Source organism: Nocardioides sp. JS614 (genome assembly GCF_000015265.1).
Lineage (GTDB): Bacteria > Actinomycetota > Actinomycetes > Propionibacteriales > Nocardioidaceae > Nocardioides.
This window is the reverse complement of sequence record NC_008699.1, coordinates 1325861-1339582: the sequence shown is the minus strand read 5'-3', so window position 1 is coordinate 1339582 and position 13722 is coordinate 1325861. Positions and strand designations below refer to the sequence as shown.

The following is a 13722-nucleotide window of genomic DNA, read 5'->3' as shown; positions in this document are numbered from 1 at the left end:
TTCTGGCCAGTTGGCCGAGTCGTCAGTTGGCGGCGGCCTTCTCCGCGCCGCGGCGCCAGCGGATGCCGGCCTCGATGAAGTCGTCGACGTCGCCGTCGAAGACCGACTGCGGGTTGCCGACCTCGTAGCCGGTGCGCAGGTCCTTGACCATCTGGTAGGGGTTCAGCACGTAGTTGCGCATCTGGTCGCCCCACGCGGCCGCGACATCACCCTTCAGGTCCTTCTTGAGCGCGGCCTCCTCGGCCTTCTTCTTCGCCAGCAGCTTGGCCTTGAGGACCACCATCGCGGAGGCCTTGTTCTGAAGCTGCGACTTCTCGTTCTGGCAGCTGACGACGATGCCGGTCGGGATGTGGGTCAGGCGGACGGCGGAGTCGGTGGTGTTGACCGACTGGCCGCCCGGGCCGCCGGAGCGGAACACGTCGGTGCGGATGTCGTTCTCGTCGATCTCGATCTCGTCGGTCTGCTCCAGGACCGGCACCACCTCGACCGCCGCGAACGAGGTCTGGCGACGGCCCTGGTTGTCGAACGGGCTGATCCGGACCAGCCGGTGCGTGCCGGCCTCGACCGAGAGGGTGCCGTAGGCATACGGCGCGTGGATCGCGAACTCCGCCGACTTGATGCCAGCCTCCTCGGCGTAGGAGACGTCGAAGACCTCGACGGGGTACTTGTGCTGCTCGGCCCAGCGCGTGTACATCCGCATCAGCATCTCGGCGAAGTCGGCCGCGTCGACGCCGCCGGCGCCGGAGCGGATCGTGACGATCGCCTCGCGGGCGTCGTACTCGCCGGAGAGCAGGGTGCGGACCTCGAGGGCCTCCACCGACCGCTTCAGGCGGCCGAGCTCGGCCTCGGCCTCGGCGAGTGCGTCGGCGTCGCCCTCCTCCTGGGCCATCTCCACCATGATCGCCAGGTCGTCGACGCTGCCCTGGAGCGCGGTGAAGCGGTCCAGCTCACCTTGGAGGGCGGAGAGGCGCCCGGTCACCCGGGTGGCGTTGTCCTGGTCGTCCCAGAGGTCGGGCGCGGCGACCTGCTCGCCGAGGTCGGCGATCTCGGCGCGCATGGTCTCCAGGTCGAGCACCTGCTCGATGGTGTGCATCGTCGCCTGGAGCTGCTTGATCTCGGTGTCGTAGTCCGGTCCTGCCACAAGGACCAAGGTTACGGTGCGCCGCGGCCCCGGCCTACTCGGCCGCCTACTCGGCGACCGCGATCGACAGCGGAAGCTCGGCCCAGACCCGCTTCCCGCTGCCGGCCGACTCCATCCCCCACGACGCTGCGAGCGCCCCGACCAGGTGCAGGCCACGGCCGTGCTCCTCGGTCTCGGTGAGCGGCTGTGGCTCCGGGGTGCCGGGCCCGCCGTCGGCGACCTCGATCCGCAGCGCTCGCTCGCTGACCGAGAGCCGGAGCCGGTATGAGGAGCCGGCGTGGGTGAGGGCGTTGGCGGCCAGCTCGCTGGTCACCAGCAGCGCGTCATCGACGGGCCCGTCGACTCCCCACTCGGCCAGCTTCTCGCGCACGAAGCGGCGCGCGGTGCTGACGCTGCGCAGGTCGTCGGGGAGGTCGATCGTGGCCCGGGTGTCGGCGCTGTTGCCCACCGACTCGAGCAGGTCGACGAGGTAGCCGAGGTCGGCGTCCTTGACGACGTACCCCTCGGCGTGGTCGTTGATCCAGCTGCGGTCGGCGGTCTCCAGCCCGGAGAAGACGACGACCTTGGTCACGGGCGAGACCTCGCGCACCCGGGTGAGGACCTCGCGGCCCGCGATGTCGGGCAGGCCGAGGTCGAGTACGACGACGTCGGGACGCAACTGTGCGGCGAGCCGGACGGCCCCGACACCGTCCGCCGCCTCGCCCACGACCTCGAAACCACCCCGGAAGCGAAGCGAGGTGCGGACCAGCCGGCGTACCTCAACGACGTCGTCCACCAGGAGGACGCGGATGGGCACGATGGAAGCGTAGGCGCTCAACTCCTCCGTGGCACGCACCCGGGGCCGTCCGCGTCCGCGCGTCGGCCGGCGCCTCGCCCCCCGGTCAGCCGAGCGCATCGGCACCCGAGCGCGGCAGGGTGAGCACGAACGAGCCGCCGGTGCCGTCGGCGCCACCGGGACGGTACGTCGCCTCCCCGTCGTGGGAGCGGGCCAGCTGGCGCACGATGTAGAGCCCGAGACCGGTCCCACCGCCGCTGCGACCGGTCGCGAACCGGTCGAAGAGCCGCTCGCGCATCTCCTCGCTGACCCCCGGCCCGGCGTCGCGGACCTCGATCTCGACCGTGTCCGGGTCGGTGCCCGCCGCCCGGGCCCACACCAGCACCGGCGGGCTCCCGTGGCGCAGGGCGTTGGCGACCAAGTTGTCCACGGCCTGCCCGAGCCGGTCGCGGTCGCCCTCGACCAGGAGCCCGGGCTCGGCGGTGGCCTCGATCTCCGCGCCCGGGTGGGCGCGACGGGCGGCCGCGGCCGCGGTGTCGAGAAGGGCACCGACGTCGACGGTCTCGACGTCGAGCTCGAGGGCGCTGGCCTGGAGGCGGGAGGCGGTCAGCAGGTCGGCGAGCAGGCGGCGGAGCCGGGCGGCGCTGGAGCCCATGCCCTCGAGCAGCTCGTGCCGCTCCTCGGCGTCGAGCTCGTCGGCGTGCGCGGCCAGCATCTCCGCCGTGCCGGCGAGGACGCCGACGGGAGTGCGCAGCTCGTGCGCAGTCACGGCGAGGAAGTGGGCCTGGTCCTCGGCCGCCTGCTGGAGCTGGGCGTTGGCCTCGGCGAGCGCGCCGGCGGCGGCCTCGCGGCCCTCGAGCATCTCGCGTCGCTCGGTGTTGTCCCGGGTGATCTTCGCGAAGCCGATGTGCCGGCCCGTCTGGTCGTGGACGGCGGTGATCAGCACGTTGGCCCAGAACCGGCCGCCGTCCTTGCGGACCCGCCAGCCCTCCTCCTCGTAGTGGCCGTCGCGCAGCGCGAGCTCGAGCTCGTGCTCGGGGTGCCGGGCCTCCTGCACCTCGGGCGGGTAGAAGGTGCGGAAGTGCCGGCCGACGATCTCGCTCGCGGTGTAGCCCTTGATCCGCTGGGCCCCGGCGTTCCAGCTCTCCACGAGCCCTTCCGGGGAGAGCATGAAGATCGCGTAGTCCTCGACGTTCTCCACCAGCAGCCGGAACCGTGCCTCGCTGCGGCGCAGCTCCTCCTCGGCCGCACGCTGGGCCGTGACGTCCTGGACCTGCCAGAACAGGTAGAGCGGCCGGCCGTTGCTGTCCAGGACCGGGGCGACCGTCGCCATCACCCGGCGCGGCGGGGTCGCGCCCGTGACGTCGTGCTCGAGCTGCACGACCCGGCTGCGGCCGTCGAGGATCTGGGCCAGGGCGTCGGCGACGAGGTCGGCGCGGCCGCCGGTGAGGTCGGCGTACGGAAGCCCGACCAGGCTCTCGACGCGGCGGCCGAGGAGCGCGGCCAGCGCGGCGTTGGCGCGGACCACCTGTCCGGCCAGGGTGACCGTGGCCATGCCGATGGCCGCGTCGTCGAAGACCTCGCGGAACCGCTCCTGGTGCTCGTGCAGGACCGTGCGGTCCCGCTCGTCGACCTCGGGGCCGCTGCGCTCGACCGGGGCGACGGGCCCGGCGTCGAGCAGCGCCACCAGCTGGTCGACCAGCCTCTCCAGCGGCGTGGACTTCTCCAGGAAGGCGGCGGCCCCCAGCGCGACCGCCCGGTGCGCCAGGCCGTCCTCGGAGAAGCCGCTGTACATCGCCACCCGGGTCCCGGGCGAGACGTCGAGGATCAGGGGCAGGGCGACCAGGCCGTCCATCTCCGGCATCGAGACGTCGAGGAGCAGTAGGTCCGGCCGGTGCCGCCGGGCCGCGTCGACCGCCTCGACGCCGGTCGACCCCTCGCCGACCACCTCGAGCCGGCCGGAGAGGCGCAACCGGCTGCGGACCAGCGTGCGGACGTCGGCGGCGTCGTCGACGATCACGATCGTCGGACGCCGGCCCGATCCACCCGGATCCGACCCCAGTTCCTCGCCCACCCCGGACACCAGGGGAACCTAACCCAGCGGGGGCACCGATGTCGCGGCCCAGCGATCGACTTCTGGGAACTTCTGCGGGAGTTGTGCAGGTTTGTGCAGCGCACGGAGATGAGGCACCGTTCCGGCCCGCGCGGCCTGCGGGGGTGGAACCGTGGTGCGCAGGCGCTGCTCGGGCGGCGCCACCAGTCTCTACAAGTCCCGCCGACCAGCTCTTCGGGGAGCCCGCAATGATCATCGAGGTCCGTCCGACCCCCACCCTGCGGCGCCACCGCGCACGCATCGTGGGCGTGGTCGCGGGCGTCGGGCTGCTGGCGGTCACGCTCGTCTCGGTCGCGGAGCTGGCGAGCACGACCGACCTGCCTCCCGGCAACGTCACGGTGAGCGACCCGGCCCCACGCTGAGCCAAACGCTGGGGCGGCAGCGCCGAGGGTGCGGCCGGTGGGTCAGCGGGCCTTGCGGCCGAACACCTGCGCGACGTACCAGGTGCCACCGGCGCGGCGCGCGCCGATGCCCATCAGCCGATAGTCCCGCTTCAAGATGTTCGCGCGATGGCCCTTGGACTTCATCCAGCCGTCGACGACCACCGACCGCCCGGAGGGGTAGCCGTACGCGACGTTCTCCCCGGCGAGCGAGAGCCCGCAGTCGTTGGCCACCCGCGCGAGGTCCTGGTGGAACATCCGCTCCTGGCGGGCCATCTTGCGCGCCTGGCGCACCGCCCACTTCTGCACGCAGGCCTGGTGCCGTAGCGGCACCCGCGCGTGCGCCAACCGCTGGACGTTGGTCACCGTGAACGCCTCGGCCTGGTACTCCACCGCGGCCACCCGCGCCTGCGCGGGCGGCGCGACGGTCACCGTCGCGACGACGGTGCCGGCGGCCATCGCCACGCTCGCGGCGCAGGCCACCAGCGCGGTGCGGACCGGTCGGCGTCGGTCGGTCATGCGTCCCTCCCGGATCATGGGCTAGACCGTCTGGGCCAATCCCCACGGTAAGCCTCACCCCCGGGGTGCTGTCGAATTACGTTCCGGGCCATGCCCCCACGCCGCTACCCCGCGCTCGCCCTGCCCGTCGTGATCGCGCTGGGCCTGGGTGCGGTGACGCTCGGCCCCGCCGCCGACCCCGGTTCGGGTCCGGCGGGGCGGGTCGGCGCGCCGGCGGCCGTGACGAGCGACGACCTGCCGGCGGGATCGGTCGTGGCCGACGAGCGGATCGAGCAGCTGGTGCGCTCCGGTGACCGGATCTACGCCCACGGCTGGTTCTCCACCGTCGGTCGGTACGCCGGACCCGGCACCGCGCTCGACACCGCGACCGGAGCCGACGCCGCGAGTCCGCGGATCGCCGACGGCCAGGTCTCGGTCGCGCTCGCCGACGGGTCGGGCGGCTGGTACCTCGGCGGTGACTTCACCCGGATCGGCGGCCGGGCCGCCGGCGGGCTGGCGCACGTGCGCGCGGACGGCAGTCTCGACAGCGGCTTCCTCCCGGTCGCCGACGGCCTGGTCAGCGCGCTGGCGCTGGACGGCGACACGCTCTACGCCGGCGGGATCTTCGAGTCGATCGACGGGGTGTCCCGCCACCACCTGGCGGCCCTCGCCACCGACGACGGCGCGGTGTCCGACTTCGACGCGCCCCAGGCGAAGCGGGTCACCGAGCTCGTGCTCGCCCCGGCGGCCGGAGACCGCTCGGCGCGGCTGTTCGTGGCCGCGGAGAATGTCTCCGCGGTGGACCCCGCCTCCGGCGACCCGGTCGCGGGCTTCGCCGCCGCCGTCGACGAGCCGGTGCGCGCGATGACCCTGGGCGCCGACCGCCTCTACGTCGGCGGCGCGGGGCTGGCCGCCCTCGACGCCTCCACCGGCGCGGTCGACCCGGGCTTCGCGCCCGACCTCGGCGGCCCGGCCGGCCCGCCCTTCGACCGCCGGGTGCACGCGCTCCTCTACACCGGGGGCCGGCTCTACGTCGGCGGTGACCTGGCGGCCGGCCGCCTGGTCGCGCTGGATCCCGCCAGCGGGGCGGTCGACCCCGCGTTCGCGCCCGCGATCCCGGCCGAGCGCAACGCGGTCGGCGTGCCCGCGGGGGTCTACGACCTCGCGCTCGAGGGCGACCGGCTCTGGGCCGCGGGCAGCTTCACCACCGTGGCCGGGCAGCCGGCCGGCGGCCTCGCCGTGCTGGACGCCACGACCGGCGCGCCGACCGGCCCCGCGGTGCCGTCGTACGACCTGCAGGCGAACACGGTCGAGCTCTCCGGCGGCCACGCCTACGTCGGGGGGCACTTCTACCTGAGCGACTTCGTGCGGACCGAGGGCATCGCCGCGCTGGACGCCGACACGCTCGAGCCGATGCCCGGCTTCGCGGTGCCGGACCGCGCCTACGGCGACCTGCTGGTCGGCCGGACCGCGCTGTTCGTGGCACCGACGCACTTCCTCGGCTACGACCCGTCGCCCGCGGCCGCCCAGAGCCACCAGTTCTACTCGCAGTGGGACTGGTGGATCCGCGCCTTCGACCGCGACACCGGCGCAGAGCTGCCGGGCCGGTCCCTGCAGGTCAGCGACCTGACCGGCGTCACGACGATCGGCAACCGGCTCTACGTGGCCCGTCGGATGCAGGACGACGTCCGGTTCCCGCGCAACCAGATCGAGGTCTACGGCGCGTCCGGCAAGCGGGTGGCGATCTACCCGCTGCCGCTGCGCGGCTACGTCACCGAGCTCGACAGCATCGACGGCGACCTGGTCGCCGCGGGCAGCTTCAAGCGTCGCACCCGTGCGGGCGGCCCGCGGAACACGGCGATCCTGCGGCTGGACCGGCGCACCGGCGAGCGACGGCCGGCGTTCGACCCCCGGATCGAGGGTCCGGTGTACGACGTCGCCTCCGCCGGCCGGTCGCTGTTCGCAGCGGGGCTGTTCACCCGGGTGCTGCAGGGACCGGATCTCGCCAGCCCCGGTCTGACCCGACTGGACGCCCGGTCGCGCCGCGACCCTTCCTTCGCCCCGGGACCCTTCGCCGGCGACCGGGTGCTGCTCCGGGTCAGTCCGCTCGGCCGGCTGCTCTGGGTCGACGGAGGCTCGACCCCCTTCCTCGACGCGGCCACCGGCACGGTCGCACCCGATCCCACGGATGGCTGGGCCGACCGGGTCCAGTCGATCACCGGCACCGACGGCGCGCTCGCATTCACGTCGTGGATCGAGCCGAACCTCGGCGGTCGCGACCCGTACCGGCTGGGTTTCGTGGCCCCGGTCGGCTGACCCGAGCGGCTCACCGCTCGGGCACCACGACCGCCGACCCGGAGGCGCCGATGACGGCGACCTCTGGCGAGCCGGGGACCGTGAGCGGCAGGTCCAGCGGGGCACGCACGTGCACGGTGACGCTGGCGGCGTCCGGGTCGACGTCGACGGTGAAGCTCAGGCCCGGGTACGACGCGTACGCGCCGGAGGAGACCAGGTAGTCGTGGACCGAGGCCCGGGCGGCCGCGGCCGTCAGCTCGAGCCGAGCCTCCGGCACTCCTCCCGTGTAGACCTCGCGGCCGGTGGCGCCCAGATCGGCGCCCCGCAGCGCCGCCCCGTCGGCCACGGTGTCCAGGCCCTGGCGCTGCAGGTAGGCCGCGGACGCGTCGACGACCAGCGCGACCCCCATCGCCAGCACGAACGCGAAGCCCACGATCAGCAGCGTGGCCTGGCCGGCCTCCGTGCGGTCACGGCGTGGCACGGTCGATCTCCTGGAACTGCCCGATCGGCACCGCGTGCGTGGCATCCAGCGCGAAGCTCGGCGCTCCGCCCCCGAGGAAGGCCGGCAGCAGCGGCAGGTCCACCCGCGAGGCGACCACCACGGTGATGACCGAGGTGCCGGTGTGGCAGTCGTGCGGGTACGGCGTACAGGTGACCCGCACGTCGAGCGGCACGCCGTGCACGCCCTGGTCGTCGAGCGCCTGCCGGGCCGCCGCCCGGGCCCGCGCGGAGCCTTCCGCGTCGGTGGGCGCGAGCGCGTAGGCGCGGCCCGCGGCGCGGGCGGCGCCACTGACCGCGAACGCGCCGCGTTGTACCTCGAACACCGAGATCACGATCCACAGCAGGGGCACCAGCAGCAGGATGCCGAGCCAGGTCAGCTCGACCAGCGCGCTGCCGTCCTCCCCCCGGCGCCGGGCGAGCGAGCGGCTCACGGTCGTTGCTCCTCGACCGCGTGCCCGGTCACGGTCAGGGAGATGCCGGGCCCGCCGAGGCCGAGCGCCGGCACGGTCGCGTGGACGACCACCTCCACGCCCGGTGCGCCGTCAACCGTGGCTGGGCGCGCCGAGACGTCGCGCGCGAAGCGCCCCGAGATCGCCCCGTCGATCTGGCGGCGGGTGCGAGCCACGCCGTCGGCCGGCCCGCGGCCCAACGTGGCGGCGTACCGCGCGCCCTCGGACGCCGCCGAGGCGAGGGTGTTGCGCACCAGCAGCACCAGTGCCACCTGGAGGATGCCGAGGACGATCGGCACCAGCACCACGAGCACCAGCACGAAGTCCACGACCGCGGACCCGCGCTGGCCGCGGCGGGGCATTACTTCACCTGGTTGAGCGCCGAGTCGAGCATCGACTTCAGCTGCGGCTGGGCGACGGCGGTGATCGCGACGACGAGGCCGGCCGTCATCACCGTGATCATCACCCAGCCCGGCACGTCGCCGCGCTCGTCGCGGTCCCGCGGCCGCCCGAGCACCAGGGCGAGCGCCAGGTGGAGCCGGGTGATCGCGAGCGAGATGTGTTCCATGGTTCTTCCGTTCTCCGAAGGGTCCTCGTCGAGGGCAGGCTGGTCAGGGAGTGGTCAGGTGCAGCCCGACGACGCCGGGCCAGAATGCGAAGAGCACGGTGATGGGCAGGACCAGGAACACGACCGGCACCATCATGAAGACCTCCTTGCGGGCGGCGGCCTCGATCAGCTCGCGCCGGCCCGCCTCGCGGACGTCGGCGGCCTGGGCGTGCAACACGTCGGCGAGGGGCGTGCCGCGCTCCACCGCGACCGCGATGCCCTGGGCGAAGCGGGCGACCAGCGGCAGCCCGCTTGCCGACGCCATCGCGTCGAAGGCCGTAGCCACGGGCTCGCCGGTGCGGATCTCGGCCAACACCCGGGCCAGGTCGGCGGACAGCTCGCCACCGCTGCGGCGTACGACGCGGTCCAGCGCGGCGACCGGCCCCTCGCCGGCGGCGACCGCGAGCGCGAGCAGCTCGGCCACGGTCGGGAACTCCGCCAGGATCCGGCGCTCGCGGGCGCGCACCTGGCTGGTCAGGTAGGTGTCGCGGGCCAGGACGCCGACGATGAACGCCACCGCGCAGGCCAGCAGGGAGGACACCGCGGCGCCGGGCTGGGTGAGCATCCGCAGCACACCCCAGGCAGCGGCGACGGCGAAGCCCACCACCCCCCAGAGCACCTGCTCGATGCGGAACTCGTGCACGGTCTTGTCGAGGCCGGCGCGCTGGAGGCGACGACGTACGGACGTCGCGCCGCCGAGGATCCGCTCGACGGCGTCGGCGGCCGAGCGCAGCACCGGCCCGAACACGCCGGCAGCCGCGGAGGTGGACGAGGACGCGACCCTCAGCTGCGGCGCCCGGCCGACCAGGGGGAGGTCGCGGACGTAGGGCAGCACCCGCACGGCGAGCTGGGGCCGGCGGATCACCCGCACCCGTGCCGCCACGAGCAGCAGCCCCGAGCCCGCCACGGCGCCCAGCAGCGCACCCCACACCGCGGGTGTCATGACAGGATCCGCCGCTCGGTGGGGAGCCGCCCGATGCGCATCATCAGGCGGTACGCGACCACACAGGCGCCCGCACCGACGGCGAGCACCAGGACGCCTCCCGGCGAGGCGTACCGGTGGATCACCTCGGACTGGAAGGACATGAAGAGCAGCACCAGCCACGGGGACGCCACGGCCAGGCGGGCGCCGTTCACGGTCCAGGCCTGCCGTGCCTCGAGCTCCGAGCGGGTGCGGGCGTCGTCGCGCAGGTACGACGAGAGGTTGCGCAGCAGCCGGCCGAGCTCGCCGCCACCGACCTCACGAGCGATCCGCAGACCCTCCACCACCCGGTCACCGACCGGGTCGGCCAGCCGCTCCTTGAGCCGGTCCAGGCACTCGCCGAACCGCCCGGTGACCTGGTAGTCGAGCGCGAACTGGTCGAACGCGTCGCGCAACGGCTCCGGGCCGCGGGAGCCGAGCCCGGCCAGGGCGTCGGGCAGTGACATGCCTGCGCGCACCGCTGAGGTCAGGTTGTCCACGGCTTCGGGCCACACCTCGGCGAGCTCACGCTGACGTCGCCGGGCCCGGCCGGAGACGATCCCGACCGGCGCCCAGGCACCCATCAGTCCGAACGCGAGCGCGACCGGCGGGGTGCCGGAGACCGCTTGGAGCACGACTGTCGTGACGACACCGCACCCGACGCAGAGCACGACGAAACCGGTGACCGAGACCTGCCCGAGGCCCGCCCGCGCCAACAGCCCGGCGGCCCGACCGCGGCGCGAGGACGTCGCGCGGGTCCCGCGGGGCAGGGCGAACGCGCTCCAGACCAGCATCAGCCCGACGCCCACCCCCAGTCCGACGAGCGCGCCCATCACGCCCCCTCGGCCAGCACCCGGCGGACGTCGATGCCCAACCGCTCGTAGCGCTCGGGGTGTGGTGGCATCCCGCCGGTGCGGCGCAGGTCGCCGCCGTGGCGTTCGAAGAGCGGCTCGACCTCGATCACGTCGTTCTCGACCCGGCCCGGCACGCCGACGATCTCGTTGACCCGGCGGACGCCGTGCTCGTCGACGCCGAGGTGCACGACCAGGTCGACGCTCGCCGCCACCGTCGGGACCACGAACCGCGCCGAGATGTTCTCGCCGGCGAGCAGCGGCAGGGTGCACATCTTCACCAGCGCCTCCCGGGCGCTGTTGGCATGGATCGTGCACATCCCCGGGAGGCCGGCGTTGAGGGCGAGCAGCAGGTCCAGGCACTCCTCGGCCCGGACCTCGCCGACGATGATCCGGCTCGGCCGCATCCGCAGGCTCTCCTTGACCAGGTCGCGCAGCCGGATCTCGCCGGTGCCCTCGAGCCCGGACTGCCGAGTCTGCAGCGGCACCCAGTCGGGGTGCGGGAAGCGCAGCTCGAAGACCTCCTCCGCCGAGACCACCCGGTCGCCGCCGGGGATCGCGGCCGCCAGGCAGTTGAGCATCGTGGTCTTGCCGGCCTGGGTGCCGCCGGCGACCAGCACGTTCAGCCCGGCGCGGACCGAGGACTCGAGGAAGCCGGCGCCGGCGGGCGTCAGGCTGCCGAGCTCGACCAGGTCGCGCAACCGGGCGGCGCGCAGCACGAACTTGCGGATGTTGACGGCGGAGAAGCCTCGGCTGATCCCCTCCAGCACCACGTGCAGGCGGTGCCCCTCCGGCAGCATCGCGTCCACGAACGGCTGGCTGATGTCGATGCGTCGGCCGCTGGTCTTCAGCATTCGCTCCACGAGCTCCTGCACCTGCGCGGAGGTGAGCACCAACGTGGTCAGCTCGTGACGGCCGTTGCGGGCCACGAAGACCCGGCTCGGGTCGTTGATCCAGACCTCCTCGACCGTGGGGTCGTCGAGGAGCGGCTGGAGCGGCCCGAAGCCGGAGACCCGGGCGACCAGCTCGCCGACCATCGAGTCGACGTCGGACACCGGCGCGACCGCGCCGGTGAGGCTGCGCTCGTCGTGCTCGCGCACCACCGACTCGGCGATCCGTCGGACCAGGTCGGCCTCGCGCTGCGGGTCCACGGCCTCGCGCCGCACCAGCTCCCGGACGTGCAGGTCGAGCTGCTCGACCAGCTCCTCGTGCGCGCTCGCCGTACGTCGGGCCGCCGGGTGCGTCGCCGGGTGCGTCGCCGGGTGCGCCGGTGGGTGGGTCAGTGACATCGAGTCCCCCGAGATGGTTCCTTGGCGGTGAGTCTTCCTGATCGAGGCCCCCGCCAAACCCACCGGCGTCGCTGCCTGTGGACAACGATCGGGCCGGGGCCGGTTCCCATGCACTCATCTCACGCCGACGGCGACGGCGACGGTTGCGGGCTGAGGTCGCCGTGCGAGATCGCGGACGCATCCGGATCGGGGCCCCTGGGCCACTGGACCCCGATCCGGATCACGTCCTGGGCCGCGCCGCGAACCAGTACACAGCGCGGCTCCGGACTCCTAGGCTGCAGCCATGCACACTCGGGTTGCGCGGGGACTCGCGGTCACCCTCGCGGCATGCCTCGCGATCGCCCTGCTCGGCGCGGCCTCGGCCGCGTCGGCCGACAACGATCGGAAGCCCGGTCACCGGGCCGGGATCCTGCCACCCGCGGCCGGTCCCCCGCAGAACCTGCAGACGACGGTCGTGCCGGGCCGCAACGCGATCTCGGTCACGTGGGAGGCGCCGGCCGGGCTGCCGCTCGTCCTGGACTACGAGATCCTGCTCGACGGCCAGCTCGTCGGCACCGTCCTGCCCGTGACCACGTCGTACACGATCACGACCGACGACGCCGACCTGGTGCTGGGCCACACCTACGAGATCGCGGTGCGGGCGGCGCTCGGCGAGGCGGCGTACGCCGAGCAGACCCTCTACATCGCGCCGGTGACGGTCGCGCAGCGGGCGAACCCGTCGAACCCGCTCGCGGGCCGGGAGTGGGGGGTCTACACCGGCCTGCAGGACCAGGCCTACATCGGCTGGAACAAGCTGGGTCCGGCGCAGAAGGACGAGCTGGCGTTGTTCGCGATGATCGAGAAGGCGACGTACTTCGGGCGCTGGATCGGCGACGACGAGGTCACCACGAAGGTGCGGGCCTACGTCGCCGGCGCCCAGGCCGGCGACCCGGAGAAGCTCGCGCTGATGACGCTGTTCCGGATGTTCCCCTGGGAGGGCGAGGCGCGCATCGACCAGCGGCTGCCGACCAAGGCCGAGCAGGCGTCGTACCGCCGCTACGTCACCAACCTGGCGCAGGGCATCGGCGACAGCCGGGTCGCGGTGATCGTCCAGCCTGACGGCTACTTCGTGAAGAAGGCGTTCGAGGCGTGGGTCGGGAAGGTCGGCCGCCGGAAGGCGCTGCTGCCGGCCCGGATGCTCGCGTGGACCGTGCAGACCCTCGCGGCCCAGCCGCGCGCCACCGTCTACCTGGACATGGGCTCGGAGGACTGGGCCCGCGGCGACGTCGCGGCGGTCGCGAAGTACCTCGCGCTCAGCGGCGTCGAGCACGCGCGCGGGTTCTCGCTCAACGTCTCCCACAAGAACTACCTGGAGCGCGAGATCGTGTTCGCGAAGAAGGTCTCCGAGGCGCTGGCCCGCAAGGGCCTGAAGAACAAGCACGCCGTGCTGGAGACCAGTGACAACGGCCAACCGTTCCACGGCAGCGAGATCAATCCGCAGGGCGGGCAGACGCCGAACTACACCCAGCCGGGCGAGATCCCGCCGTGCCGGACCAAGACCCAGAAGACGCCGTGCACCGCGCTGGGCGTCCCGCCCACCACCGACGTCGACAACCGGGCCTGGGGACTGCCGGCCGACGTCGGACGGATCGCCGCGAAGTACGTCGACGCCTACCTGTGGATCAGTCGGCCCTGGCTGCCCGACCAGGGCGAGGGCGGCACCAAGTTCAGCCCGGAGTACGCCGAGCTGCTCAAGAAGACCTGGACGTTCTCGCCGTACTTCACCGGGACGCCGTAGGCCGATGGCCCACGGCCCCCGGCACCACGGGGCACCGGTACTTCCCGGGCAATCCCGGAACTGTTGGGCCGGAACTTCGGGCCAA

Annotated in this window: 14 protein-coding genes; 3 read left to right on the top strand and 11 right to left on the bottom strand. The window is 73.5% G+C overall.

The annotated features are described in order from the left end of the window. Positions 1–22 precede the first annotated feature (22 nt). The 3 genes from prfB to NOCA_RS07790 form a co-directional block, all read right to left on the bottom strand. Complete coding sequence (gene prfB, locus NOCA_RS07800) at positions 23–1141, bottom strand: peptide chain release factor 2 (RefSeq protein WP_041546373.1); 1119 nt, start codon at positions 1139–1141, stop codon at positions 23–25. A gap of 46 nt (positions 1142–1187) precedes the next feature. Further along, a complete protein-coding gene (locus NOCA_RS25590; protein ID WP_197687789.1) occupies positions 1188–1937 on the bottom strand; it encodes a response regulator in 750 nt (249 codons plus the stop codon). 85 nt (positions 1938–2022) lie between these two features. Then, positions 2023–3999 carry a PAS domain S-box protein gene (locus tag NOCA_RS07790; RefSeq protein WP_197687788.1) on the bottom strand — a complete coding sequence of 659 codons (1977 nt, stop codon included), beginning with the start codon at positions 3997–3999 and terminating at the stop codon, positions 2023–2025. Positions 4000–4217: 218 nt separating this feature from the next. On the opposite strand from NOCA_RS07790, the gene NOCA_RS27470 reads away from it, so the two are divergent. Beyond that, the gene (locus tag NOCA_RS27470) at positions 4218–4391 is read left to right on the top strand and encodes a hypothetical protein (protein ID WP_158305644.1); all 174 of its coding nucleotides are present in this window, start codon (positions 4218–4220) and stop codon (positions 4389–4391) included. 42 nt (positions 4392–4433) lie between these two features. Here NOCA_RS27470 and NOCA_RS25585 read toward each other — a convergent pair whose 3' ends face one another. Then, positions 4434–4928, bottom strand: coding sequence for a CAP domain-containing protein (locus NOCA_RS25585; protein ID WP_011754722.1), 495 nt, complete (start codon positions 4926–4928; stop codon positions 4434–4436). 90 nt (positions 4929–5018) lie between these two features. On the opposite strand from NOCA_RS25585, the gene NOCA_RS07780 reads away from it, so the two are divergent. Next, entirely contained in the window at positions 5019–7223 is a 2205-nt protein-coding gene (locus NOCA_RS07780; RefSeq protein ID WP_011754721.1) for a hypothetical protein, read from the top strand. 10 nt (positions 7224–7233) lie between these two features. Here the strand turns inward: NOCA_RS07780 and NOCA_RS07775 are convergent, their stop codons facing one another. The 7 genes from NOCA_RS07775 to NOCA_RS07745 are packed head-to-tail and all read right to left on the bottom strand — an operon-like array spanning position 7234 to position 11860. Continuing rightward, positions 7234–7683, bottom strand: a complete 450-nt coding sequence (locus NOCA_RS07775) for a pilus assembly protein TadG-related protein (protein WP_011754720.1) — start codon at positions 7681–7683, stop codon at positions 7234–7236. After that, positions 7670–8134 carry a hypothetical protein gene (locus NOCA_RS07770; RefSeq protein ID WP_011754719.1) on the bottom strand — a complete coding sequence of 155 codons (465 nt, stop codon included), beginning with the start codon at positions 8132–8134 and terminating at the stop codon, positions 7670–7672. The genes NOCA_RS07775 and NOCA_RS07770 overlap by 14 nt, the downstream gene beginning before the upstream one ends. Then, entirely contained in the window at positions 8131–8514 is a 384-nt protein-coding gene (locus tag NOCA_RS07765) for a TadE/TadG family type IV pilus assembly protein (protein WP_011754718.1), read from the bottom strand. The genes NOCA_RS07770 and NOCA_RS07765 overlap by 4 nt, the downstream gene beginning before the upstream one ends. After that, positions 8514–8720 (bottom strand): hypothetical protein, encoded by a 207-nt coding sequence (locus NOCA_RS07760; protein WP_011754717.1) that lies wholly within the window; start codon positions 8718–8720, stop codon positions 8514–8516. The genes NOCA_RS07765 and NOCA_RS07760 overlap by 1 nt, the downstream gene beginning before the upstream one ends. Before the next feature lie 43 nt (positions 8721–8763). Continuing rightward, positions 8764–9702, bottom strand: a complete 939-nt coding sequence (locus NOCA_RS07755) for a type II secretion system F family protein (RefSeq protein ID WP_011754716.1) — start codon at positions 9700–9702, stop codon at positions 8764–8766. Continuing rightward, positions 9699–10553, bottom strand: a complete 855-nt coding sequence (locus NOCA_RS07750) for a type II secretion system F family protein (protein WP_011754715.1) — start codon at positions 10551–10553, stop codon at positions 9699–9701. Before NOCA_RS07750 ends, NOCA_RS07755 begins: the two co-directional genes overlap by 4 nt. Then, positions 10553–11860, bottom strand: a complete 1308-nt coding sequence (locus NOCA_RS07745; RefSeq protein WP_011754714.1) for a CpaF family protein — start codon at positions 11858–11860, stop codon at positions 10553–10555. The genes NOCA_RS07750 and NOCA_RS07745 overlap by 1 nt, the downstream gene beginning before the upstream one ends. Before the next feature lie 283 nt (positions 11861–12143). Between NOCA_RS07745 and NOCA_RS07740 the strand changes: the two genes are divergently transcribed. Beyond that, the gene (locus NOCA_RS07740) at positions 12144–13637 is read left to right on the top strand and encodes a glycoside hydrolase family 6 protein (protein ID WP_011754713.1); all 1494 of its coding nucleotides are present in this window, start codon (positions 12144–12146) and stop codon (positions 13635–13637) included. Positions 13638–13722 lie beyond the last annotated feature (85 nt).

What these genes read in the sequence shown, in the direction of transcription:
- NOCA_RS07760 (WP_011754717.1), bottom strand. Translation starts at nt 8,720, where the DNA reads ATGGAACACATCTCGCTCGCGATCACCCGGCTCCACCTGGCGCTCGCC.
- NOCA_RS25585 (WP_011754722.1), bottom strand. Translation starts at nt 4,928, where the DNA reads ATGACCGACCGACGCCGACCGGTCCGCACCGCGCTGGTGGCCTGCGCC.
- NOCA_RS07745 (WP_011754714.1), bottom strand. Translation starts at nt 11,860, where the DNA reads ATGTCACTGACCCACCCACCGGCGCACCCGGCGACGCACCCGGCGACG.
- NOCA_RS07750 (WP_011754715.1), bottom strand. Translation starts at nt 10,553, where the DNA reads ATGGGCGCGCTCGTCGGACTGGGGGTGGGCGTCGGGCTGATGCTGGTC.
- NOCA_RS27470 (WP_158305644.1), top strand. Translation starts at nt 4,218, where the DNA reads ATGATCATCGAGGTCCGTCCGACCCCCACCCTGCGGCGCCACCGCGCA.
- NOCA_RS07755 (WP_011754716.1), bottom strand. Translation starts at nt 9,702, where the DNA reads ATGACACCCGCGGTGTGGGGTGCGCTGCTGGGCGCCGTGGCGGGCTCG.
- NOCA_RS07780 (WP_011754721.1), top strand. Translation starts at nt 5,019, where the DNA reads ATGCCCCCACGCCGCTACCCCGCGCTCGCCCTGCCCGTCGTGATCGCG.
- NOCA_RS07740 (WP_011754713.1), top strand. Translation starts at nt 12,144, where the DNA reads ATGCACACTCGGGTTGCGCGGGGACTCGCGGTCACCCTCGCGGCATGC.
- NOCA_RS07765 (WP_011754718.1), bottom strand. Translation starts at nt 8,514, where the DNA reads ATGCCCCGCCGCGGCCAGCGCGGGTCCGCGGTCGTGGACTTCGTGCTG.